Origin of the sequence: Pseudomonas quasicaspiana, assembly GCF_021147825.1 — a bacterium.
GTDB classification, from domain to species: Bacteria; Pseudomonadota; Gammaproteobacteria; order Pseudomonadales; family Pseudomonadaceae; genus Aquipseudomonas; species Aquipseudomonas quasicaspiana.
The window spans coordinates 23,576-48,306 of the sequence record NZ_JAGTPI010000045.1 but is presented as its reverse complement, the minus strand read 5'-3'; the positions used below and the strand labels follow the sequence as shown (position 1 = coordinate 48,306).

Genomic DNA, 24,731 nt, shown 5'->3' with positions numbered 1-24,731 from the left:
ATGATCTCTTGAAAAGTGCTCTGAAGGGGCATGGGGCGGGCTCTGATCGACGGAGCCCGTTTTTTATTCTCGGTGGACGGACAAGTCAATTCCTTAACTTACTGGCATTAGGGCAAGCCCGGCTCCCACAGGTCCTACTCCACTAATGTGAAAACAAAGAATTCCCCACCTTGCCGGCCATTTTCTCCGGTTTGATCAGGAACCGCGCCAGTGCTGGCAGCAGCCACAGTGCGCCGAACATGTTCCACAGCAACATGAAGGTCAGCATCAGGCCCATGTCGGCCTGGAACTTGATCGCCGAGAAGATCCAGGTGCACACGCCAATCGCCAGACACAACCCGGTGAACAGCACTGCTTTACCGGTGGACTTCAGGGTTTCGTAATACGCTTCCTGCAACGGCAGGCCTGCCCGCAGGAAGCTTTCCAGACGGCTATAGATGTAGATGCCGTAATCGACACCGATCCCCACCCCCAGCGCCACTACCGGCAAGGTCGCGACCTTGACGCCGATGCCCATGAACGCCATGAGCGCGTTACCCAGCACCGAGGTCAGCACCAGCGGCAAGACGATGCACAGCGTCGCCGCCCACGAGCGGAAGGTGATCATGCACATGGCCGCCACACAGATGTAGACCAGAATCAGGATGGTCAACTCGGAGCGCTTGATCACCTCGTTGGTGGCTGCTTCGATCCCGGCGTTGCCTGCTGCCAGCAGGAATTCCAGGCCTTCACGATTGTTTTCGGCGGCGAATTCCTGCACAGCATGCACGGCACGATCCAGGGTTTCGGCCTTGTGGTCGTTAAGAAAAACCAATAACGGCGCCAGTGAGCAATCGTTGTTGTACAGGCCATCGGCCCGGGCAATGGAGCTGTTGAGTACGTCTTTGTTGCGCGACAGGGCTTCCCATTTCAGGTTGCCCTCGTTCATGCCCTTGATGACCTGTTTGGAGACTGTGACCAGTGATATTGCCGACTGCACGCCCGGCGTGTTCTCCATCTTCCAGGTCAGTTCGTTGATGGCGGACATGGTCGGGTAAGCCGAGCAACCTTCGCGAGGCGTCTTGACCATCACCACCAGCACATCGGAGCTAGTGGAGTAGTGGTTGATGATGAAGCTGTTGTCCTGGTTGTAGCGCGAGTCGGGACGCAGTTCCGGCGCCCCCTGATCGAGGTCGCCGATCTTCAGATTCTGGCTGTACCAAAGTCCACCACCGAAGGCCAGCAGCGCCAGCACGATGGACACCGGAGCGACTTTGGCGCTGGCAAAGCCTGACAGCAAACGCCAGAACGGATGTTCGGAGACGGCATCTTGCTTGCTGCGGCTCACTGCCCTCTTACTGATACCCGCGTAGGAAATGGCGACCGGCAACAGAATCAGGTTGGTGAACACGATGACCGCCACACCAATCGATGCGCCGATGGCCAGCTCGCGGATCACTCCGATGTCGATGATCAGCAACGTGATAAAACCAACCGCGTCCGCCAGAATCGCGATCATGCCCGGCAGGAACAATTGACGGAACGTGCGCCGCGCTGCGGTCAGGGCATTCTCGGCGTCACTGGATTGCAGCGCAATGCCGTTGATTTTCTGCACCCCGTGGGAAATACCGATGGCGAAGATCAGAAACGGCACCAGCATCGAATACGGGTCCAGACCGAACCCCACCACATGCATCAAACCCAGTTGCCAGACCACCGCAATCAGCGTCGTACTTAATACGGCAACGGTGCTGCGAATACAGCGCGTAAACCAGATCAGCAATACCAGCGTGATGACAAACGCGACACCAAAAAACAGCACGACCATCACCAGACCATCGATCAAGTCACCGACTTTTTTGGCAAAGCCGACGATATGAATCTTGATGTTGGGGTTCTGAGCCTGGTATTTGTCGCGGATCTTTTCTTCGAGCTGGTGGGAAAACTGCTGGTAGTCCAGCTTGAGCAGCTTGCCCTGATCCTCAGGGTCCGGATAAGACTCCATCAGCGGCACATCAACGATGCTCGACTTGAAGTCGTTGGCCACCAGACGCCCGACCTGCCCGGACTTGAGCACGTTATTACGCAACTGATCGAGGCTGTCGTCGGAACCGTCGTAGCTCTGCGGGATGACCTCACCACCGGCAAAGCCCTCCTCCGTCACTTCCGTCCAGCGCACGCTGGGGCTCCACAGGGATTTCAGGCCTGAACGGTCAACACCGGGAATGTAGAACACCTCGTCGTTGATTTCCCGCAGGGTCTCCATGTATTGCCTGGAAAATATGTCGCCATCCAGCGCTTCGACCGAAATCCGCACGGTGTTGCCCAGATTGGCCAGATCGTTACGGTGCTTCATCATGTTCTGGACGAAGGGGTGATCCAGCGGAATCATTTTTTCAAAACTGGTCGATGGCCTAACCAGAGTCGCCTGCCAGAACAACAGGATGCTGACCAGCAGGCAGATGACAATCACTGCCGGCCGATTATTGAAGATCAAACGTTCAAGGAACGTTGCCTTATCGTCGCTGTGCTGCTGAGTGTCGTGCAGATTACTCATCCCGGAATTTCCCCGCCCTGATTGTTCTGATTGTTCTTATTGCTGGCTGGACTCGGCGCCCGTCGGCGAGGTGACGCGTACGCCTCCCTGTCCAACCAGAATCAGATTGCCCTGCGCATCGGCCGTCACCCCGGACAGCGAAATCCGGTCGGGACGGTTGAACACCTGAAAGCTCAGGCCATTGTCGGTGCTGCGCATCACGCTGCCGCCGTTCCCCACCAGCACCAGCGAACCGTCGTTTAGCAAGGTGGCGTTGGCCAGCCCGAATTCCAGTGGCCCGCGTGCAGCTTTCAGTTCGATGGGCTCCCAGGTATCGCCAAAATCGGTGGAGCGATAGAGATTGCCGCGCAACCCGTAAACCAGCAGCGTGCCGGGCTGACCGGTCCCCATCGCGCCGAACAGTGATCCCTGGTACGGTCCTTCAAGCTTTTCCCAGGATTCACCTTCGTCACGGGAACGGAACATCGCCCCCGCCTCGCCCACCACGAACAAGCCGCTGTCGGCAACATGGGTAATGCCATTGAGGTGGTACTGGTCTTCATTGTCGAGGCGGTCACTGACGTCCTCCCAGTGTTGGCCGCCATCCAGCGTAGTCAGCAACATGCCGTAGGCGCCTACTGCAAAACCGGTTGACGCGTCCTTGAACCAGACATCCAGCAACGGTGCTTCACGGGACAGGTCTTCGAATTGCTTGACCCAATTGGCGCCCCCATCGTTGCTGGCAAGAATCTGTGCATCGTGGCCGACGGCCCAACCGTGTTTGTCATCGACGAAATACACCGAAGTCAGTAGCTGACGGGTCGGCACCCTGGCCTGGGTCCAGGTCTTGCCCTGATCGTCTGAATACAGAATATGTCCGCGCTCGCCCACCACGACCAGACGCGCACCGGCATGAGCGACGTCCAGCAGCAGACTGCGACAGGCGCGTGCGGATTCGATGGAGTACAGCGTGGTTTGAGCTGGGTCAGCCTTTTCAGGCGCGCTTTCAGTGGCCGCCATCGATAACGTGACAACACTCGACAAGGTGAACGCTGCCAGCAATGAGCACACTTTCACCCTAGGTTTGCCCGTCCAGAATGCCGGTGGCCGTCCGAAGGCCGAATGCCCACCGGACTGCGTGCGCCGATTTACAGGCTCACTCATGAAGCGTCCCCTTTTCCATTTTATTTTTATTAGGTTAGCCGAGACCAAGCGCTCTAGCCTTGGGCTTCTGGAAGCAGACCTATCCTATCCAGCTTTGGAAACTCATGACAATCGACATAGGGGTATCTTTGGTCGAAGCCTCTTGCGTGATTGGTGGGTTATCAGTTGGGGTGATGCAGTCCGAAAACCAGTCGCGTGACCTGTGGGAGCGGAGCTTGCTCGCGATAAGGCTGGACGCGATAGGTCTGATATCTGCGGCGTTCTTATCGCGAGCAAGCTCGGCTCCCACAGGAATCAATGATGACGTGGGACCGGCTTCAGCCAGTGTAGGCAGGGTTCGACGCTACGCCCTGCCAAGGTCAGAACTGATAAGCCACAGCCAGACTGGACACGGTTGTTCTGTTGGCCTGCGAGCTGGAGTTCGCCGGGGTGCGCCCGCTTTCTCCCTCCGTATAGTCCTTGATAAACGCACTGCCAAGGGCTTCCTTGTAGACCTGATAATCAATGCCCGCCTTCACCGAGAACTGCGGATTGAAGTTGTACGACAGCGCCAGTGCCAGACTTTGCATACGGCCTCGGCTGCCGTGGTCACCGTCGAACGTCAGATTACGCAAGTGATGGGTATCGAAATCCCTGGGCTTGACCCACTGGCTGTATTTGAAGCGACCTTCAAGGGTCCAGTTCTGATGGTTGTAGAGACCCACAAGACCGAGAAATGGCGTGGCATAGGTCTGCCGGTAAGTAATGCCTTTTACATCAGCAGGAATATCTCCGGTTAGATCACGGAAATTACCCTCGCTGGAATAGACGTAACTGCCACCCCGAGCCTGCCAATCAAACTGACTGCGCTGATAGCCCGCCATAACACCGAAAGCCAGGTCTTCACGCTTGAGGGTCCAGGCTGTCGCCGAAACCTCGGCTTGCCATGCTTTGTTGAGCCGGGTATCAGGGTGATCCGAAAAATGGGTCCAGCCTGCCGCCTCGCCATCACGCCAGTCGTGATCCGTCATATGGCTATTGCCCGCATTCATGCGCGTCCAGCCACGCACATCGAGGGTCAGCCAGTTCAGAGGATTGTAGGCGAACCCCAGATGCAAGGTGGGGACCTGCTTGATGTCCCAATTCAGCTCACTGAGTTTCTGGCCGAGATCGTAGACCTTCTCCTGAGATTTGCCGTTCAGCAATCCGACTCCCAGATTGAGTTCGATGCTGCCAAGACGCAGTTTCTGCTCGTTGGTGATCTGAGCATCGGCCAATACCTCTTGCCCTACTGCAACCAGCCCCAGTAAAACCAACGCTTTCCGTCCGTTTATCAACATAATCCCTACCTTTGCGAGATGACGCGCGCGTACAGCCCAAGGGCAACGCAACACGGGGTCGAAAGGATGGGCGAGTTTGCAGGACGTCTCTGCCAGCCGAATCCTTGGCTGAGTGTGTGAAAGGTCCACGTAGAGCGCTGGAAATACCCTACGTACGCTGATCCAGTGGGACCGGATTCATCCGGGAAGGCGGCATTCCTGACGACGCAGATGCTGTGAATGTACGGCCCCTTCGCGAATGAATTCGCTCCCACAGGTTTTTCACCCAGCCCAGGTCACCGCGATCCGGTGGGACCGAGTTAGCTCCATAAAAAAGGGCCTGCCGCTTGCGCGGGAGGCCCTTGGATCAACAGTCTTCGCTATTCGGCGAGGCTTTTGCTCACCACTTCGAACACGTCGCTGGACAGCTCACCCGAATCACGGATGCGCACCAGTTCGTCCTTCATCAGGGCCTGACGCTTGCTGTCGTATTTGCGCCAGCGGGTCAGGGGCGCCAATTGACGCGAAGCGATCTGCGGATTGAAGCCGTTGAGCTGGATGACCAGATCTGCCAGGAAACGGTAGCCGGACCCATCCGCTGCGTGGAAGTTGATCAGGTTCTGGCCAGCAAACGCACCGATCAGGGCACGGACCTTGTTCGGGTTTTTGATGTTGAATGCAGGGTGTTGCATTAACGTCTTGACCCGCTCCAGACCACCCGGCAGCGGGCTGCCTGCCTGAACGCTGAACCACTGATCCATGACCAGCGGGTTGTCTTTGAAGTTCTCGGCAAACACTGCCAGCGCCTTGTCTTTCTCGGCGGTGAACGGCGAGTTGACCAGCACGGCAAGGGCTGTCAGGCGCTCGGTCATGTTGTCACTGGTGTCGAACTGCTCGATGGTTGCAGCCAGCACTTCCGGTTTCTGGCTGAGCATCAGATACGACAAGGCGATGTTTTGCAGTGCGCGACGGGCGAAATGCTCGGCTTCAGCGACGTACTCAGTGGCTTTCGACACCTTGCGGTTGGCCGTGTAGCGCGCCCACAAACCGTCGAACAGGCTGTCTGTAAGCTGCTTGCGCACAAATTCACGGGCAGCATGGATAGCATCCACGTCGGCCACTTCACTGATTTCGGTCAGGTAGGCTTCGCCCGGCAACGAGAGCATTTCGGCAATCATGGCCTGATCCAGCGAGGTATCCGCCAGAACGCTGCCCAATGCGGTAATCAAACGCTGATCAAGAACCAGCGGCTGGCCTTTCTGATGCTGACCGATCAACTCCTGCAGCACCTGTACCGACAGTTGCTGACCTGCATCCCAGCGGTTGAAGCCGTCGCTGTCATGCTGCATGAGGAACATCAGTTGGTCGCGGTTGTACGGGAAGCTGAGTTTCACCGGTGCCGAGAAACCGCGCAGCAACGAGGGCAGCGGCTGTTCAGCAATATCAACGAAGGTGAAGGTCTGCTCGGCTTCGGTGACAGAAATCACTCGCGTGTTGCCAGCGGCAGCGTCTTCGCCTTGCAGACGCAACGGGATTTCGCCGCCCTGCTTGTCCAGCAAGCCCAGCTCCACCGGGATCACGAAAGGTTGTTTGCTTTCGCCCGGCTGACCCGGTGTGGTCGGGCAGCTCTGGCGGAAAGTCAGACTGTAGGTTTTCGCTGCACTGTCATAAGACTCGCTGACCGCCAGACGCGGCGTACCGGCCTGGCTGTACCAACGTTTGAACTGGGTCAGATCGACGCCATTGGCATCTTCCATGGCCTTGATGAAGTCATCGCAGGTCACGGCCTGGCCGTCATGGCGCTCGAAGTACAGATCACTGCCTTTGCGGAAACCTTGTGCACCGAGCAAGGTGTGAAGCATGCCCACGACTTCCGAGCCTTTCTCGTACACGGTCAGGGTGTAGAAGTTGGAAATCTCGATAAAGCTGTCCGGGCGCACGGCGTGAGCCATCGGGCCGGCATCTTCGGCGAACTGGTGGGTACGCAGATAGGCCACGTCCTGAATACGCTTGACCGTGGCCGAGTTCATGTCTGCGGAGAACCCTGAATCACGGTAAACCGTGAAGCCTTCTTTCAACGACAGCTGAAACCAGTCACGACAGGTCACGCGGTTGCCCGACCAGTTGTGGAAGTATTCGTGGGCAACAATGGCCTCGACCCGCTGGTGCGCGGCATCGGTGGCAGTTTCGGCGCGGGCCAGCACGGCGCTGGAGTTGAAGATGTTGAGGCCCTTGTTCTCCATGGCACCCATGTTGAAGTCGTTCACGGCGACAATCATGAAGATGTCCAGGTCGTATTCACGGCCGTACGCTTCTTCATCCCAGCGCATGGACTTCTTCAGGCTGGTCATGGCGTGCTGGCATTTGTCGATGTTTTCCGGCTCGACGTAAATGCGCAGGGTTACTTCGCGCTCGCTCACGGTGGTGAACTTGTCTTCGACGCACCACAGATCACCGGCCACCAGCGCAAACAGATACGCCGGCTTCATGAACGGGTCTTCCCAGGTCGCCCAGTGCCGGCCGTCATCTTCCGGGCCGCTGGCAATCGGGTTGCCGTTTGAGAGCAATACCGGGAAATTGTGCTTGTCGGCGCTCAGGGTCGTGGTGAACTTGCTCATCACGTCCGGGCGGTCGAGGTAATAGGTGATCTTGCGGAAGCCTTCGGCCTCGCACTGGGTGCAGAACATGCCGCTGGATTTGTACAGGCCTTCCAGTGCGGTGTTGGTTTCCGGGTGGATGCGCACGCTGGTATCGACCGTGAATGACTCGGCCGTGGGGTGCAGCGTCAGGTGGTCCGGGGTCAACTGGTAATCAGCAGCGCTCAGCTCGACGTCGCCCAGCTTGACCGACAGCAGTTCCAGCAACTGACCGTCCAGCACCAGCGGCGGCAGGCCCGCACCGCGCTCGGGATTGCGGCGCATGACCAGTTGTGCGTGAACCAGCGAATGGTCATCGAACAGCTCGAACGTCAGGTGCGTTTCGTCGATGAGGTACTCGGGAGCCTGATAATCCTTCAGGTAGATCATTTGCGGTTGTTCGGTGCGCATGATGAGTCCTCTTACTGATGCACGGCGAGCTGATAAGCCGTGTATTTACGAATATTGATCACGCCGGTATCGAAGATCAGGTACTGGCCCTTGATGCCCAACAAAGTGCCTTCGGCGATCGGGTTCTTGTCCAGATTGAAGCTGACGATCTTGGTCGGGTACGCCTCGACGGGGTAGCGAATCTCGATCGGTTCGACGTCATGCAGCATTTGGATGGCCTGCAAGCCGAATCGTTCTTGCAATCCGGCCAGCCCTTCAGCGCAGCTTTCAAACAACTGCTGGCGAATCGCGGCCAGATCCACGGGCTGCGCATCGCCCTTGAGCAGCGCGCGCCAATTGGTGCGGTCGGCAACCTGACTGCGCAGCAAGTCCTCGACAAAACCGGACTGCTGGCGGGTCGCAACGCGCATGATAGGCAGGGCCTGACTGGCCCCCTGATCCAGCCAGCGGGTCGGCAACTGGGTGGCACGGGTAATGCCGACTTTGACGCCCGACGAGTTGGCCAGATAGACCACGTGATCGGTCATGCAGAACTGCTCGCCCCACGCTGGATCGCGACAGGTGCCGTGCTCGTGGTGGCATTTTTCCGGGCTCATGATGCAGATGTCGCACTGCGCCAGCTTGAGCATGCACGGGTAGCAATAACCCTGGCTATAACTGGACTTTGTCTTGCGCCCGCAATGGCTGCAATGGATCGCACCGAGGAACTCCAGACGCACCGTTTTGCCAATCAGCGGATTGACCGGAATCTCGGTATCGCCCAGACGAAACGCATATTCAACCTGCGAGGCATTAAGCCGCGCCGACATTTTGTTGACTGCTCCGCGACCAATCTCAATCAATGGATGGCATCCGACTTGAACAGGATATTCGGCACAGTCGTGGACTTGGACGCACATTCCTGCGGGCCCATGTAGCCGATGCGCTGGTCTTCCGGCAGGTTCTGCACTTCCCAGGCAATCAACGCCTGCAAGGACAACTCGCGCTGTTCCTGAGTCAGCTTGCGGCCATCGGACCACTTCCCGATTTCTACCGCCAGCTTCAGGCTTTCGTAGATATCCGGGGTGATGTTTTCAATCATTTCGGCAAAAGAGGACATAGCGCACTCCTGACTCTTCATTAAACAGCATTCAACATCAGGTCCTGACCCGGGCAATCAACCCGCCAATCAGACCCGTGACGCAACCGATGATCAGCCCGCCGACATGGGCACCGTTGGCGATTTCGCCAAAGCCCAGCATGCCGACCAGCCCTGAAAGACACAGCACCAACCAGACCAGCATCATCACCAGCACACCGCGCGGTAGACGATAGATGGGGTTGGGTGCGAGCAATTGAAAGATCCAGCAGTGACCCAACAGCCCATAAAGCACGCCGGACAACCCGCCAAACAGGCTGGGGCCGCCGAACTGGTATTGAACAGTGTTGGAAACAGCGCTGAACAGCAGGGTCAGACCCAGCAGATGCAAACTGCCCTGGCGCCACTCGATACGGCGGCCCAGCTCCCAGTACCACATAGCGTTCATGGCCAGATGAAGGATGCCGAAGTGAATCAGCATCGGCGTGACGATCCGCCACCACTGGCCAGCTGCAATGCTGTCGCCCAGCGGCAGGAAGGTCGCGTATTCACCCTGTACGCGGAAATCGAGAAAGGTCAGCCAGCGCACTGCGTCGAGGTTTTCCCCCAACAGCGTGATGCCACCGACTATCAAACACGCCAGCAGCACCAGCGTGGTGACCGGACTGTCGCGCAGTTGCTGAACAAAGCCGGGACGCGGCGCAGGGGTGCTCTGCTCACCCGGCGGCAATTGATAGTGCTCATCACCGTCCGGGTATTGCTGATACAAAGCCCGAATATCGTCCGCCAGTTGCGGCGTGTCGGGCACCCAGAGGACTTGCTCTCCCGCTTCTTCGCTGACCCGATGTGGCACGCGCAGACGATTCAACAGGCTGATAAAACCACTCAGGTCGGTGGTCAATGGCAGACGCAGTACAGCAACAGGACTCATCAAACAGCCTCGGGACGTTCAACATCAACCCAGACAAACTTGTCCGGATCGATGCAGGTTTCCTGGTCAAGCCGATAGGCGACCAGTTTGCCGTAGAGCACGGCGCTGTAATCCAGGCAAGCCAGGTTCGGCCGGATCGGGGCGGGAATCCCGCTGCGCCAGTAATGCCCGACGAACAGCATCGGCTCGTCAGCGCCATAGCGCAGCAAGGCGTTCTTTTCAGTCGTAGAGAGTGGCGTCTTGGCCACACCTTCGGGCAGCGCGTCCGGCTGAAACACCACGTCGCCGTAGGTTTGCGGGTCGTCTTCCCAGAACTTGGTGCGGAAAAACTCACGGGTCAGGCCATCGCCGCCGGTCAGCGTAATGCCATGGGGCAAGCGCATGTCAGTGCCGCGCAACAAACGGTCAAACACTGCGCAGGCAAAGCTGCCCTGAACCGCCGAGGCCTGGACGAATTCCTGATTGATGCAGCCACCGCCATGCATCGTGATCAACGGTGTGATCAGGCTGGCGTCCCAACAGGCATGTACGACGCGGAAACGTCCGGCATCCATGAACAGCGGCAGCTCGTAGAACCAGTCGACAAATTCCTTCCACTCATCCGGATATTGCTCGAACTGGGCCAAGGTCTCGCCCATAAGCTTGCTATGACGAAGCGAATGTTCCCGGACGAACTGCTTGCCGCTCTCCGGCGGGGCAGGTGTATGCCAGCCCAACGCATTGAACTCGTGGTTGCCCATGATGCACAGCGCGTGCCCCGCCTTCACCATATCGCGCACGATGTGCAGCGACTCGCGAATCAGCGGGCCGCGATCAATGATGTCCCCCAGAAATAACGCGATGCGCTCAGGATGTCGCCACACGCCTGCCTGAAAGCGATAACCCAGCACGCTGAGCAGTTTCTCCAGCGTGTGGGCACAGCCATGCACGTCACCGATCAAATCGTAGCTACGCGCGGGATCGAACATCAGTCGCCTCCACCACCAAGCCGGCTACCCCAGCCCAGCTTGGTGCGACAGACTTCGTAATAATTGTGATCAAGTGGGTGGATCAGGCGCAGTTTTTGCGGCTTCTTGCTGACCGTGACGGTGTCACCCGGCGCGCAGGTGAAATGGTTCTGGCCGTCGCAGGAGACTTGCGGATAAATCGTCATGTCCTTTGAGACCACGATTTTCAGCTCACTGTTCCCATCCACTACGATGGGCCGTCCGGACAAGGTGTGCGGGTACATCGGCACAATCACGATCGCATCCAGCTTGGGATGCATGATTGGCCCGCCAGCGGAAAGCGCATACGCGGTCGAACCGGTAGGCGTGGCGACGATCAGGCCGTCGGCCTTCTGGCTGCAGACGAACTGACCATCGATGTAGATCTCGAACTCGATCATCCGCGTCGACTTGCCGGGGTGCAGCACCACATCGTTGAGCGCGTCGCCCTGACCGATGGCTTCGCCGTGACGGCGGACTTCGGCCTGTAGCAGGAAGCGGTTCTCGACCAGATAATGGCCGTCGAGCACTTCGGCGACTTTGATTTCCAGTTCGTCGGGGCGGATATCGGTGAGGAAGCCCAGGCTGCCACGGTTGATGCCCAGCACCGGCGTGTTGTGCTTGGCCAGCGCACGAGCCGCGCCCAGCAGGCTGCCGTCACCACCCACCACGATCACCAGGTCGCAGACTTCGCCGAGCATCTTGCGCGATGAAGTTTGCAGGTTGTGGCCTGGCAATACTTCGGCAATGGTGTCTTCCAGAATGACGTGCAGGTGCCTTTCCAGCAGGAATCTCTTGAGTCGGCGCACGGTATCGAGCACCTGAACACTGCCCAGGCGGCCGATGATGCCGATATTACGAAACTGCTCCATGGGGCTCCTGCGGGGTTCGATGCGGCTTAAAGACAGCGATTATGGGCGAAAGGCCGGGGTAGCGGCAATTGATCGTTCCCGGATGTTCAACCTGTAGGAGCTGCCGAAGGCTGCGAAAAGGTCGGAATGACCTTCCACAGGTCTGATTAAACGTCCGGTTCCCGGCCGATCGCAGCCTTCGGCAGCTCCTACTTTGACCGATGGTTGCCAGTTAACGCTATCCTGCGACCATGACTCTATTCCACAGCCTCACCCACCTGCCCCGCCAGTTACGCACGCCGCAAGTGCGGGACCTGGCCTGGGTGATTCTGGCGCCGCCGATGCTGAGCGAAACGCCGTGGCCGCAGCGTCATCCTTTGACTGCCAGCGACTGGGTGCAAACACCTCAACTATTGGCAGACTTTCTACTCAGGCTGGACCAGGACAGCAGCGCCCTGCTCCACTGGCTGGCACTGGGCGCAACCCGTCGGCTGGGCCTGTATTACGAGCGTTTATGGCAATTTGCAGTAGCTCAGGCTCCTGGTGTCGAGATGATCGCCGCGAACCTGCCGATTCGCCTGGGCGGCCAAACCCTGGGTGAGCTGGACATGCTGCTGCGCGATGCCGAAGGCGTGCACCACGTGGAATTGGCGATAAAGCTCTATCTCGGACCGCAGCAAGGTGACGGCAGTGACCCTGCGCAATGGCTGGGGCCTGGTTGCCATGACCGGCTTGACCTCAAACTTGCCCACCTGAGCCAACATCAACTGCCGATTTCCGCCCGCCCGGAAAGCCGCGAACTGCTCGCAGCGCTGGGCATCGATACGTTTGACGCGCAACTGTGGCTTGGGGGCTATCTACTTTACCCGTGGCCCGGCCAGACAGACTCTCCGCAAGGCGTCCATCACCAGCACTTGCGCGGCAGTTGGCTGCATCAGAAGGATTGGCACGCATTTACCGCGCAACGGCCGGAAGGTCGCTGGCAGTTATTGCCTCGTCACGCCTGGCTGGCCCCGGCCCATTACGCCGAAGCCTGGAAAGATTCACAACTGCAGGACTGGCTGACTCAACTGGACCCGCTGGCTCCGGCGCAACTTTTGGTAAGGCTGGTGGAAAACGGCAGCGGCGAATGGGAGGAAGCCGAACGGGTTTTCCTCGTTTCGGACATCTGGCCACGGCTGGGTGACACAAGCAACATGACTCAAACCATCACGTTGCCCGCGTCGCCCGCCTGAATCTCAAGCGGCTTTTTTAGTGCGCGGCAGCAGAATCGCCAGGATCCCCAGAAGCGGCAGATAGGAACACAGGTTATAGACGAACAGAATGCCGTGGCTGTCAGCCAGATAACCCAGCAAGGCCGCACCAATCCCGCCAAAGCCGAACATCAGGCCGAAGAAGATCCCGGCGATCATGCCGACGTTACCCGGCACCAGCTCTTGGGCATACACCACAATGGCGGAAAACGCCGACGCCAGAATGAAACCGATGATCACGCTCAGCACGCTGGTCCAGAACAGATCGGCATAAGGCAGCGCGAGGGTAAACGGCGCAGCACCGAGAATCGAAAACCAGATCACCGCTTTACGGCCAATCCGGTCGCCAATCGGCCCACCGAAGAACGTGCCCGCAGCCACCGCTCCAAGGAAAAGGAACAGATACAGCTGGGAATTAGCCACCGACAGGTCGAACTTCTCGATCAGGTAGAAGGTGAAGTAACTGGTGATGCTCGACATGTAGAAGAACTTGGAGAAGATCAGAAACGCCAGGACGACCAGCGCGCCAGTGACGCGTCCTTTGGACAGACCATGACTCGCGGCCTGACCTTGCTTGAGCTTGAACAGATTCAAGTGCGCGCGGTACCAGCGGCTGATGCCGTATAGCAGTCCCACAGAAAACAGCGCGACCAGCCCGAACCAGGCCACATACCCCTGACCGAACGGAATGATGATCGCTGCGGCCAGCAACGGGCCAAACGCTGAGCCGGTGTTGCCGCCCACCTGAAAGGTCGACTGCGCCAGTCCAAACCGTCCACCCGACGCCAGCCGCGCAATGCGTGAAGCTTCCGGGTGAAAGGTAGAAGAGCCAATACCGATCAGGGCCGAGGCCAGCAGAATCATTGGAAAACTGCCCACCACGGCCAGCATCAGAATACCGATCAAGGTGCACAGCGAACCGACTGGCAATACCAGCGGATTGGGATGGCGGTCGGTGTAATAACCCACCCAAGGTTGCAACAGCGAGGCAGTGATCTGGAACGTCAGGGTAATCAGGCCGATCTGCGTAAAGGTCAGGCCGTAGCTTTCCTTGAGCAGCGGGTAGATCGACGGCAGCACCGCCTGAATCAAGTCGTTGACCAGATGCGCCAGTGCCACAGCACCGATGATGCGCATGACCAGCGGGCTGCTGGTGCTGGTGTTCGGAGGAGTTGCAGCAGGAATTGCGCTGGTGGAGGCGTTGCTTACGTCCATGGAGTTCATCCGCGAAGCTATTGGATGTGCCACGACCCGGTTATTGCAAGATATGTCAGCGGCACAAGGCCCGCCAATGTGCCATTTTTTGGGGCATGGCCGCTACATTTTGTTGCGCAGATGACAGAGGGTTGTCACTGATATGCAGGCTTTTGTGGGAGCCGGGCTTGGTCTGGGCGGCATTCCGACGATAAACGATAACGCGGTGTGGCTTCTGTTCGCGTCTCATGTATCGCGGGCAAGCCCGGCTCCCACAGGATTGCATTGCAAATCTAGACTTGAGTCGCTGCCACACCCGGCTCGCCCTTCTGCCCCGTCGGCACATCATGCAGCGATATCCGCGAGGTCTCCGGCAGCGCCAGGCCACCCGCCAATGCCAGCAATGCCACGGCAATCAGGTAAAACGCCGGGGACAAATTGCTGCCCGTAGTGGTGATCAGCCAGGTCGCCATCAACGGCGCGGTGCCGCCGAAGATGGTGTAAGCCATGTTGTAAGTGATCGCCGAAGCGGTGTAGCGCGTACGGGTCGGAAAGGTTTCCGAGAGCAGCGCGGCCGTGACCACGCCACACAGTACCGCGCCGACCGCCAGCAGCATCACGCCGACGATGGACGCCACGAACGAGCCGGAACTGGCCATCAAGAATGACGGGAATACCACCACGATCAACAGCGCGCACGCGGTCATGACCGTCACGCGGCGCCCGACCTTGTCGGAGTACAACCCGGCCAACGGGCAAATCGCTGCGGCAAAGAGCAATGCAATCAACGACACCAGCAACGCCGTCGCACGACTCAGACCACCCGCTACTTGCAGGTAAGTCGCGAAGTAGGTGGTGAACATATAGAACGACAAGGCCGTCAGCGACACGAATGCACCCAGGCAGCAAATCGCCGCTCCGTGGTTACGCAGGGTTTCCTTGAGGGGCGAATGGGCGACGTCATGCTCCTGCGCCACCGCCTGAAATGCCGGAGTTTCATCCAGTTTCCAGCGCAGATACAAACCGACCAGACCCAGCGGCGCAGCAATCAGGAACGGCAAGCGCCAGCCCCAACTGCCCATGGCTTCCGGTGACAGTGAAGCCTCAAGGGCATAAGCGACTACAGCCGCTGCGGCGAATGCAGAAAAGGTCGAGACCGGGACAAAACTGCCGTACCAGGCTCGCTTGTCGCTGGGCGCATGCTCCATGAGATAAGCGCATGCGCCTGCGTATTCACCGCCCGCTGAAAAGCCCTGCGCGCAACGAATGAGCGTCAGCAGAATCGGCGCCATCACGCCAATCGCCGCGTAGGTGGGCAATAGACCAATCAAGGTCGTGGCTGCGGCCATCAGCAGAATGGTCATTGCCAGCGTGCGTTTGCGACCAATCCGGTCGCCGAGCATGCCGAAGAAAATTCCGCCCAGAGGCCTAAAAGCGAAGGCCACCGCGAATACCGCGAAAGTCTTCAGCAGCGCTGCACTGGCGTCGCCACTGGGGAAGAACTGTTGGGCGATAGCCGTGGCGAGAAAGCCATAAACGGCGAAGTCGAACCATTCGACGAAGTTGCCGATGGCGGCGGCGACAATCACTTTTCTCAGCGTTTTGGGGCTGACTTGCTCTGTAGCGGCGCTTGTCATGCTGGACCTCGACATTTCATCAGGAAGCTATCGATTATCGGGACAGTCACTGCGACGGCTCACTCCAAAAGTGTCATCCGCGTATTCAGGACCGACCCCATTGCTATTCGATCGCGCATGATTCATGCCAGAGGCTTTGGATCAACGATTACAAGCCCATTGCCCGTCGTCCCTGCAGGCCGCCGGTGTGGATGAAGATCAGCCGCGTGCCGACCGGGAAACGCCCGGCGACCACCTCATCGTGGAGGGCCAACAGCGCCTTTCCGGTGTACAGCGGTTCGAGGGGGATGCCGCTTTGGGATTCGCTACTGACGATGAAATCCAGCAGGTGCGGATCGGTTTTGGCGAAGCCGCCACGGGAGGCGCTGATGAGGATGTAGTCATCGGTAGGAGCGAACTTGTTCGCGAGGCGGTGTGTCAGGCTAGACGCTTCGCGAACAAGTTCGCTCCTACCGGTTTTGCGATGGGCCAGAATTGCCGCGACATTCTGTTCAACCCCATGATCATCCGGCACCGCCATGGCGCCGTACACCGGATGCGCGCCGTCCTCGGCCAACACTAGTCCAGCTAGCGTGGTGCCCGTTCCTGCAGCCAGCCACCAGCCGTGATAATCACTCCAGCCCAGTTCGCTCAGTTGTTCGTGCGCCATCTCCAGCAAGCCGGCGCAGCCAAGCGCGCCGGGCAAACCTCCGCCGCCTTCCGGGATCGGGTAGAAATCAGGGTGTTGCGTCAGCCACGAAGGCCAGAAGTCCGGCTCATGGCGTGCGCGATAACCGCCATAGCCAAGCCAGTGCAGGTGCATGCCGAACGCCTGTAGATCGACCGTGGTGGGCGTCTCAACGGCGTGACCGCGCAACAATCCGACCGTGGCAAAGCCAAACCGCTTGCCCGCTGCTGCCAACGCATGCAGATGGTTGGAATGCGCGCCGCCCAGACTGATAACGCCTTTCGCATTCACCTCGCTGGCTGCCGCAAGGTGATGAGCGAGCTTGAACCACTTGTTGCCACTGATCAGCGGATCGATAAGATCCAGGCGCAGGACCGCAACCTCGACACCTGCACTGGCGAGCCAAGGCAGGTTTAGCCGCTGGAGAGGAGCGCTGGGTTGCCAGTGAATCGGGGCGATGGACACAAGGAAGGGACCGCAGGATGAAGGGCGGGAGTTTAGCATTGGCTGCGATTTAACTGATTAAGCATAAACCCCAGGAAAACTCTACAACCCCGCCGCCAACCTCGAACCCTGATCAATCGCCCGCTTAGCATCCAGCTCGGCCGCGACATCCGCGCCGCCGATCAGGTGCACGGATTGCCCGGCTTCAACCAGCCCGTCATACAGTTCGCGCAACGGATCCTGTCCGGCGCAGATCACGATGTTGTCCACCGGCAAAACCTTCTCCTCGCCTTCACCGATACGAATGTGCAGACCGGCGTCGTCGATGCGCAGGTATTCGACGCTGTTGAGCATCTGCACCTGTTTGTTCTTCAAACCGGTACGGTGAATCCAGCCAGTGGTCTTGCCAAGACCGTCGCCGACCTTCGAAGCCTTGCGCTGCAACAGAAACACCTGCCGCGCCGGGGTGTGCAGCTCCGGCTTGATCCCCGCCACGCCTCCGCGGGCTTCAAGGGCGGTGTCGATGCCCCACTCTTTCCAGAAAGCAGTTCGATCCATACTGGTGGAAATGCCCTGATGCACTAGAAACTCCGAAACGTCGAAACCGATACCGCCTGCGCCGATAACCGCAACGCTCTGCCCGACCGGTTTACGTTGCAGGATCACATCCAGATAGCTCAGCACCTTCGGATGATCGATACCCGGAATCGCTGGCGTGCGCGGCGCAATACCGGTGGCCAGGATTACCTCGTCAAAACCGGCGCCCAGCAAATCCTCAACGGCAACACGGGTATTGAGCCGCACTTCTACGCCCGTGGTTTGCAACTTGCGCGCGAAGTAACGCAGGGTTTCGTAGAACTCCTCTTTGCCCGGTACACGCTTGGCGATGTTGAACTGACCGCCGATTTCAGCGGCTGAATCAAACAGGGTGACGTGATGCCCACGTTCAGCAGCCACTGTGGATGCCGCAAGGCCCGCAGGACCGGCACCAATCACGGCGATTTTCTTGCTCTGGCGGGTCGGGATGTAATTCAGTTCGGTCTCATGGCAGGCACGCGGGTTGACCAGACAACTGGTCAACTTGCCGCCAAAAGTATGGTCCAGACAGGCTTGATTGCAGCCAATGCAGGTGTTGATTTCATCGGCGCGCCCCGCCGCTGCCTTGTTGACGAATTCCGGATCCGCCAGAAAAGGCCGCGCCATGGAGACCATGTCGGCATCGCCTTCGCTGAGAATCTGCTCGGCGATTTCCGGCGTATTGATGCGGTTGGTGGTGATCAAAGGAATGCCCACCGAGCCGCGCAACTTGGCCGTGACTTTGCTGAACGCAGCGCGCGGCACTTTGGTTGCGATGGTCGGAATCCGCGCTTCGTGCCAGCCGATACCGGTGTTAATAATCGTCGCACCGGCCTGCTCAATGGCTTGAGCCAATTGCACGATCTCTTCCCAGGTGCTGCCGCCTTCCACGAGATCCAGCATCGACAGGCGGAAGATAATAATGAACTCGGCCCCCACGGCTTCGCGAACCCGGCGAACGATCTCCATCGGCAAACGCATGCGATTTTCGTAGCTGCCGCCCCAACGATCCGTTCGATGGTTGGTGTGGGCCGCCAGGAACTGGTTGATGAAGTAGCCTTCAGAACCCATCACCTCCACGCCGTCATACCCGGCGCTTTGGGCCAGCGTCGAGCAGGTGACGAAATCGACGATCTGCTTTTCGATCCCCGCTTCGTCCAGCTCGCGAGGTTTGAAAGGATTGATCGGCGCCTGAATGGCGCTGGGGGCAACCTGATTCTTGCTGTAGGCATAACGTCCGGCATGAAGGATTTGCAGACAAATCTTGCCACCCGCAGCATGCACCGCCTGAGTCACCACGCGATGCTGCTCTGCCTCTTCAATCGTGGTCAGCTTGGCCGCGCCGGTGTAAACGCCGCCTTCTTCATTGGGCGCAATACCACCCGTGACCATCAGCCCGACACCTCCCGTCGCCCGCTCGGCAAAATACGCCGCCATGCGCTCAAAACCGCCTGGCTTTTCTTCCAGCCCGGTATGCATCGAGCCCATCAGGGTGCGGTTGCGCAACGTGGTAAAGCCCAGGTCCAGCGGGGCCAGCAGGTGCGGGTAATGAGCGGCGACCATAGAAACTCCATCGAACTGTCACGGAATGCGACCGCCTGAGGCAGCCGTCAATTATTCAGGCCTTCGCGGCCTGTTCATTGCGCAACAGTAAAGACGAGCTTGGCGATGCGCTCAATGACCCTAAGTGACAAGTTGATGATTTAAACGTGCAGCTGGCTTTTTGGACTGTCTCGGCAAGCCAAAGCCTGATATCGACAGAACACATTCCTCTCAAGTGGAATGCATTGCTGTAGGATCCGCCCCCGGTATCCCTGATACCACGCTGTCGCGCAGCAAAACAGACAGCTAGTGGGACGGCCGGGGTGGCGCTCCACTTCATCCGGGAAGGCGGCATTCCTGACCATAAAAATGTGGCGGATGTGCTGGCCTCTTCCCGAATAAATTCGGTCCCACAGGGTGGGTCCGTCATCATCTTGCGGTTGCTGTCGAACGGCAGCCAGAAACGACTATCGCTGGGTATGAGGCTATGCCTTGGTGCGCAGGATTCTCTACACCGACGTTTTAGTCGCGCTCCGCAGCGGTATCGTAACGGTGGGCATCCGACAAATACTCCCCTTTGGTAATCTGATTTCGTCGACAATGCAGCAATCACACAAAGCATCCAGACGCACTGTTATCGTCAAAAAATCGCATTTGAGGGAAGAACAGCAATGAGCGTAAAAGGCATCATTTTTGATAACGACGGGACTCTCGTCGACAGCGAACGCGTCGCAGCGACGCTGCTGCATCAAATGCTGTCAGAGCACAATATCCAGCTTTCTGTGGCCGAAGTGCTGGATCGCTATCGAGGCGTGCAGTTTGAGTTGTTCATGGCTGACATCAAAACGCAAGCGCCCGGTCTCAATGTAGACAGATTTGTTCAATCGTTTCGCGAGGCAAGTCTTCACATGTTCCAGGCTGGGCTGAATGCAATGCCGGGCGCTGTGGACTTCGTCAAGGCGTTGAAACTTCCTGGTTGCGTTACTTCCAATGGCCCCCCCTCTAAAATAGAGACGACGCTCAAGGCGGCTGGTTTATATCCCTGGTTCGAAGGCCGTCTCATCAGTGCCTACGACGTTGGATCCTGGAAACCAGAGCCTGGGCTAATTCTCGCAGGTTGTGATTTCCTGGATTTACCGCCTGAGAACTGCCTATTGGTGGAGGACAGCCATGCCGGCGTACAGGCCGGTTTGGCAGCAGGCACGAAGGTAGTGGGTTATGGACTAGACACCGACTTCTCGGTTTACGTCGGACGACCTGACTTTTATCTGGCCAGGCATTACCGTGACTTGGCACAACTGCTGACTCGCATCTAGCAGTCGCTGGAAGGAAGCGGCTTGTGTGCTGACCAGGTCCAGCAAGAAGCACTCAATACATAAAGCCTGGATAAACCATGTCCACCATGACGCACCTCATGGCCGACCATTTGACGATGCGCCCAATGACTCTAAGTGACAAGTTGATGATTTAAACGTGCAGCTGGCTTAGGGGCTGCTTCAGGCCAGACAAAAGCCTGTTATCGAATAAACATGGCTTTTCACTAGGATTGAGATTTTTTTCATTTCAACTGAAATTAAATAAGCTCCCAAGCAACAGATGGCGGCTCTTACAAGCCTGCGCTCGGAGCGCACGGGGGCGCAGCACCGCGAAGTGAGAATTTGGGTTTTGATGCTTTCGAATAATGACCGGGCTCAGGACTCTTCCTCTTCCCCCCCCTTAAGTCAATATTGGCAACGGCCCCGTGCCATGGATATCATCGCCAGCTACTCCCGAAATTCCGAGCTGATGTAGATTTTGCAAAACCATCTCAAGGCTATCGCGCACCGCTAGATGCGCTGCTTGGTGGGCCGACAATCCAAGGCCAACCCGGCGTTAACTGTATGAGTTACAGTCGGAAGGGTTTGGACAACAAATGCCCAAAGAAACGGGACAGCGATCCCAGAGAACTGGAAGGTCGCATTCGCTCGATAGATTCGAGCATGCTGAGACCGCCCTTTATTGTTGATTTCCACTTGCGAAAGGAGGTGAAATGGCAAGCGTCACACTGTATCTATAGTTGACCATTTTTTAAAAGTTGAGGCGTTTCCAGGCCAGCGTTATCGGCACAAAAATTTCAAATATGAAGTTGAAAAGACACTCATAATTCTCCCCGCCGGCTCTGAAACAGGCCGAGCCAGGGTCATGAAACGACTGATTCAAGCCACCATTAAAATTTTCAATAACGAACCTTCTCATGTGCTGTATAAAACACCTCGGAAGGATTACAAATAATTATTGGAAAATCTTGAACACAGGGAGCAAGCGGAACGGTTTGAAATACGTTACACAGGTCTGCCTCAGACGGTTTATACCTAATACATCCGACTAACTATAATTTATAGTCAACAGGATATATTAGGATATTTTCCCCGTTAGCTAGCTTTACATCAGCACCGTCGTGCCCCCTCCTCTCCTCCCTACCCTCTATCGCAGGGAAGACTGTGGATGACATCGGCCAGAACTTTGACCGTCTTGATTAGGTCGATAACATTCTCATCCAGACAGCTCAGCTCCCTGATTCATCGCTCAGCATCGTCACGGCAGGTCACTATCGGGGCTCATTGATTTCGTGAGCATAAATTGCAGCTTATGGCCGAACGCGGCGGGGTAATTGCCCCGTAGCCGTTGCCTAGTCACATCTCAGTTTCCTCGGCCATCTCAAGTGCGTCGTCCACTTCGATGCCAAGATACCTACCGGTTCTTTCCAGCTTGGTGTGGCCCAGAAGGACCTGTACGGCTCTGATATTTTTTGTTCTGCGATCGATCAGCGAACCTTTTGTATGACGCATTGTATGGGTCTCATACCGCACTGGGTTAATATCAATGGAAGGAGTTCAGGCTTTGACTATAAGAGAGGGCGGTTGCAGGATCTGTGTGCAACACAATTATTAAATTGAAGTTGGGGCATCATGCCGCATAACCATGACATCTAGCATCACTTGGCGATGACTGCCTAGCAAAACTCTTGAGACGCCCTCCCTTGATTCTTCAGAACTCGACTCGCTGATAATCCCCTTCAGCCCCGACATTATGACCAAATCCACACGACTCACCCGCTGTGCGTTTTACCTCGAGAACATCCTTTTTAATATCGAAGTCGTATTCACAGTCGCCATCGTCGCCACTCATTGCGTAGTGAGCCTTGCCATTATTGAATTCAACTACGGCTGAAAAGACACCGAGATTCGGGCCGTAATACATCGCCATCAAGCCAGCGTAATAACCCTCAAAATCAACATTGTATTTTTGACCTTGGGGCTTGATGGTCATGCTGTTCCATAACGACGCCCCGGCATAGCTCCAATACCGGCCTTCCGGCTTACCCGATAGCTTGGCCAGCGAGTTCTTTATCTCACCACTGATTTTGCCAAGGTTGAACATCGATTTTTTATCGTTGGGCAGAATGCTCAACCATGCACGGGCTTTCAGATAATTGCCTTCGTGGATGTAAGTGAGCGCCACGTTGTTGTAGGCGATCGCGACTTTATCGTCGTCTAGCTGACAACTCTCGGACCAGCCAGCCTGATACTCGTACTGTTCGCGGGCCTTGGCGTATTCCTTGAGCTTGTAAAATTTTCCACCTTCGGCGGAGTACTCACTGATTTTAAGGCAGTTCGCCGTAGCCTCTTCTTCGGTGACGTCGGCATGAGCCGCTAGCGGCGTGGTCAGCAACAAGACGAGTGCTTGAAGCGGTATGAAGCGACGCATTGAAAGAGTTAGTTTACCGTCCATATTTCCAATCCTGTTTGAAAATTTTCCCATCAAGCGGAGGGAAGCGTAGGCGGTATCAAGGAGCAAGTGCAATACCAGATGTAAGGAGTTGATATGCCAATGAAATACACGCATCCCTGCACCGAGGAAGGGCTTGCCACTGGGCGGACGCTGGAGCTACGTGCAACAAGGTCATTGCCTTGACGCTGAGACAGTGTCTGCATCGCAAAGACCTATTGCATCACTTCGCTAATGACTTCAATTGGACATTTAAAGTCCAAGCGCTTGCGTGGACGCATGTTCAATTGCAGCGCTATGGCATCAGGCTCTTCCTGGCTGCGTACTGACAGGTTAGTCCCCGTCGGTAAATACTGACGAATCAACCCGTTGATATTCATTTTACTGCCTTGCTGCCAGGGGCTGTGCGGGTCATAGAAATAAATCACGACACCGTTTTTTGAGTAATTTCGACGTGTCGCGCCACCTCCCGGCCTTGGTCGTAAGTCATGCTTTTACTCATCGTTAGAGGCATGCGATTTAGCGCCGCACTGAAGCTCTTCATCGCAGAGGTCCCCTTCGCTTCTTTCATTTTACTAAGATCACGCAGCCACTGGTACGTGCCGCAGAGGTACCTAAAGACGATGCAGGAAGTTGCCCCCTATAAACGTATCCCTCAATCTCTGATGGTCCCCCATGGATACCGAAATGGTTAGGTGTTGCGCTTAGTCTTTGCGGCCGTCAAGTATTGGCGCGTGGAAATGTGCTCCGAAATTTTTAACCGACGTGAACAGGTAGTCCTCATTCCTGAGTCGAGCCTGTAGTCCCCATACCTCCACGGAGAATCGCGTTTGCGCAGTGATCTCGGATTCGACGGGCCTTTATATCTCTCGCCGTATGACCATTGCCTTGGCAGCAACATTATTTCCGTGCGCAACATCATGGATACGTAGCTTTGTCAGATAGCATGCACGAAGCTTGCTGTCGACCTCTAAAATCGAAGAGTGGTAAGCTCACAGTGGTCGATGACGCGTAGTTAGTCAGGACTCTATTGTGCAGTGTCAGTTCATCAAGTCACTCCAAGATATGTCCTGCTACATCACTCGTTAGCCATGCAGATCGAAACACTGTCTGGAAATTGCTAATTGACGCAATGTAGCCATTTTTTATCAAGCAGACGGCAACGATTGGCCGCTCAGATGTAACCGGTATCCTTCAGCGATAGCTCGCAAAGGGCCGTGCGGCGCTCGTTAGGCTCGGGTACAGCACCACCAACGTGATACGCTGCCCAGATCACCGCGATGATGCATCTGATGGACGCGTTGAAGAGTGTGTTTGTGACCAAGCATTTTGGCGGGCATTGGGGTTAGCCAGGCCAAGCATCTGAAGGGAAGATATGTCCCGGAGACGTAGGCATGGAACTGCTCAGGAACCTCAGAACAACGACTCAACTACTCCCGACTCCGGTGCCGCAAGAATGAAGAAGTTGATAACCCTGAGTGTGTTGGTTCTGGTGACTTTCCTCTACACTGGGTATTACGAAGCGCTGGAAGATGGGGACATCGAAACCATTCTCTTCATCAAGAAGCATCCGACGTTTCATATAAAGTTTTACAATATCCACGCCAATGACGGAGAAACTCGTCAAATCGAACGACTCACGGAGGAGGAGCGTAACTGGATCATTGATTATTGCAGGTATCGGCTCGGCATCGACACCGATCTGAAAACGCAAAACGACGTTGAGGTTTGCAGGAAAAAATAGATGAGTTGGATAAACGACAGGAACTCGGTAGAGACC

General features: G+C 56.8%; 17 protein-coding genes and 1 pseudogene. 3 read left to right on the top strand and 15 right to left on the bottom strand.

Annotated features, from left to right (window positions below; genetic code table 11):
• Positions 1 to 142: 142 nt before the first annotated feature.
• From KDX30_RS21725 to KDX30_RS21685, 9 genes are all read right to left on the bottom strand, one after another.
• Complete coding sequence (locus KDX30_RS21725; protein WP_406643964.1) at positions 143 to 2,527, bottom strand: efflux RND transporter permease subunit; 2,385 nt, start codon at positions 2,525 to 2,527, stop codon at positions 143 to 145.
• Between the two features lie 45 nt (positions 2,528 to 2,572).
• On the bottom strand, positions 2,573 to 3,679 hold the full coding sequence (locus KDX30_RS21720) for a WD40/YVTN/BNR-like repeat-containing protein (protein ID WP_231677464.1): 1,107 nt from the start codon (positions 3,677 to 3,679) through the stop codon (positions 2,573 to 2,575).
• Between the two features lie 359 nt (positions 3,680 to 4,038).
• Entirely contained in the window at positions 4,039 to 4,998 is a 960-nt protein-coding gene (locus KDX30_RS21715) for an omptin family outer membrane protease (RefSeq protein ID WP_231677463.1), read from the bottom strand.
• A gap of 359 nt (positions 4,999 to 5,357) precedes the next feature.
• Positions 5,358 to 8,024 (bottom strand): aminopeptidase N, encoded by a 2,667-nt coding sequence (gene pepN / locus KDX30_RS21710; RefSeq protein ID WP_231677462.1) that lies wholly within the window; start codon positions 8,022 to 8,024, stop codon positions 5,358 to 5,360.
• Between the two features lie 11 nt (positions 8,025 to 8,035).
• The gene (locus KDX30_RS21705) at positions 8,036 to 8,866 is read right to left on the bottom strand and encodes a DUF2797 domain-containing protein (protein ID WP_027902010.1); all 831 of its coding nucleotides are present in this window, start codon (positions 8,864 to 8,866) and stop codon (positions 8,036 to 8,038) included.
• Positions 8,863 to 9,123 carry a YeaC family protein gene (locus KDX30_RS21700; RefSeq protein WP_027902009.1) on the bottom strand — a complete coding sequence of 87 codons (261 nt, stop codon included), beginning with the start codon at positions 9,121 to 9,123 and terminating at the stop codon, positions 8,863 to 8,865. Before KDX30_RS21700 ends, KDX30_RS21705 begins: the two co-directional genes overlap by 4 nt.
• Positions 9,124 to 9,160: 37 nt before the next feature.
• Positions 9,161 to 10,033, bottom strand: coding sequence for a rhomboid family intramembrane serine protease (locus tag KDX30_RS21695; RefSeq protein ID WP_231667191.1), 873 nt, complete (start codon positions 10,031 to 10,033; stop codon positions 9,161 to 9,163).
• On the bottom strand, positions 10,033 to 11,001 hold the full coding sequence (locus KDX30_RS21690) for a metallophosphoesterase (protein WP_122703598.1): 969 nt from the start codon (positions 10,999 to 11,001) through the stop codon (positions 10,033 to 10,035). Before KDX30_RS21690 ends, KDX30_RS21695 begins: the two co-directional genes overlap by 1 nt.
• Positions 11,001 to 11,891: an NAD(+) kinase gene (locus KDX30_RS21685; protein WP_027902006.1), complete on the bottom strand. Its 891-nt coding sequence runs from the start codon at positions 11,889 to 11,891 to the stop codon at positions 11,001 to 11,003. The genes KDX30_RS21690 and KDX30_RS21685 overlap by 1 nt, the downstream gene beginning before the upstream one ends.
• Before the next feature lie 230 nt (positions 11,892 to 12,121).
• Here KDX30_RS21685 and KDX30_RS21680 point away from each other — a divergent pair, with 230 nt between their 5' ends.
• Positions 12,122 to 13,105 carry a DUF1853 family protein gene (locus tag KDX30_RS21680; protein WP_231677461.1) on the top strand — a complete coding sequence of 328 codons (984 nt, stop codon included), beginning with the start codon at positions 12,122 to 12,124 and terminating at the stop codon, positions 13,103 to 13,105.
• 3 nt (positions 13,106 to 13,108) lie between these two features.
• Here the strand turns inward: KDX30_RS21680 and KDX30_RS21675 are convergent, their stop codons facing one another.
• From KDX30_RS21675 to KDX30_RS21660, 4 genes are all read right to left on the bottom strand, one after another.
• Complete coding sequence (locus tag KDX30_RS21675; RefSeq protein WP_231677460.1) at positions 13,109 to 14,338, bottom strand: MFS transporter; 1,230 nt, start codon at positions 14,336 to 14,338, stop codon at positions 13,109 to 13,111.
• 272 nt (positions 14,339 to 14,610) lie between these two features.
• Complete coding sequence (locus KDX30_RS21670; protein WP_027902003.1) at positions 14,611 to 15,954, bottom strand: MFS transporter; 1,344 nt, start codon at positions 15,952 to 15,954, stop codon at positions 14,611 to 14,613.
• Between the two features lie 148 nt (positions 15,955 to 16,102).
• Positions 16,103 to 17,125, bottom strand: coding sequence for a 1-aminocyclopropane-1-carboxylate deaminase/D-cysteine desulfhydrase (locus KDX30_RS21665; protein ID WP_231677459.1), 1,023 nt, complete (start codon positions 17,123 to 17,125; stop codon positions 16,103 to 16,105).
• 42 nt (positions 17,126 to 17,167) lie between these two features.
• On the bottom strand, positions 17,168 to 19,204 hold the full coding sequence (locus KDX30_RS21660) for an NADPH-dependent 2,4-dienoyl-CoA reductase (RefSeq protein ID WP_231677458.1): 2,037 nt from the start codon (positions 19,202 to 19,204) through the stop codon (positions 17,168 to 17,170).
• Positions 19,205 to 19,854: 650 nt separating this feature from the next.
• Between KDX30_RS21660 and KDX30_RS21655 the strand changes: the two genes are divergently transcribed.
• Positions 19,855 to 20,499: an HAD family hydrolase gene (locus tag KDX30_RS21655; RefSeq protein WP_231677457.1), complete on the top strand. Its 645-nt coding sequence runs from the start codon at positions 19,855 to 19,857 to the stop codon at positions 20,497 to 20,499.
• A gap of 1,711 nt (positions 20,500 to 22,210) precedes the next feature.
• On the opposite strand, the gene KDX30_RS21645 is transcribed toward KDX30_RS21655, so the two are convergent.
• Entirely contained in the window at positions 22,211 to 22,954 is a 744-nt protein-coding gene (locus KDX30_RS21645) for a tetratricopeptide repeat protein (RefSeq protein WP_231677456.1), read from the bottom strand.
• A gap of 215 nt (positions 22,955 to 23,169) precedes the next feature.
• Positions 23,170 to 23,662, bottom strand: a pseudogene (locus tag KDX30_RS21640) (IS30 family transposase); the annotation flags it as partial.
• A 745-nt stretch (positions 23,663 to 24,407) separates the two neighbouring features.
• Between KDX30_RS21640 and KDX30_RS21635 the strand changes: the two are divergent.
• Positions 24,408 to 24,695, top strand: coding sequence for a hypothetical protein (locus KDX30_RS21635; protein ID WP_231677455.1), 288 nt, complete (start codon positions 24,408 to 24,410; stop codon positions 24,693 to 24,695).
• Positions 24,696 to 24,731: the final 36 nt, after the last annotated feature.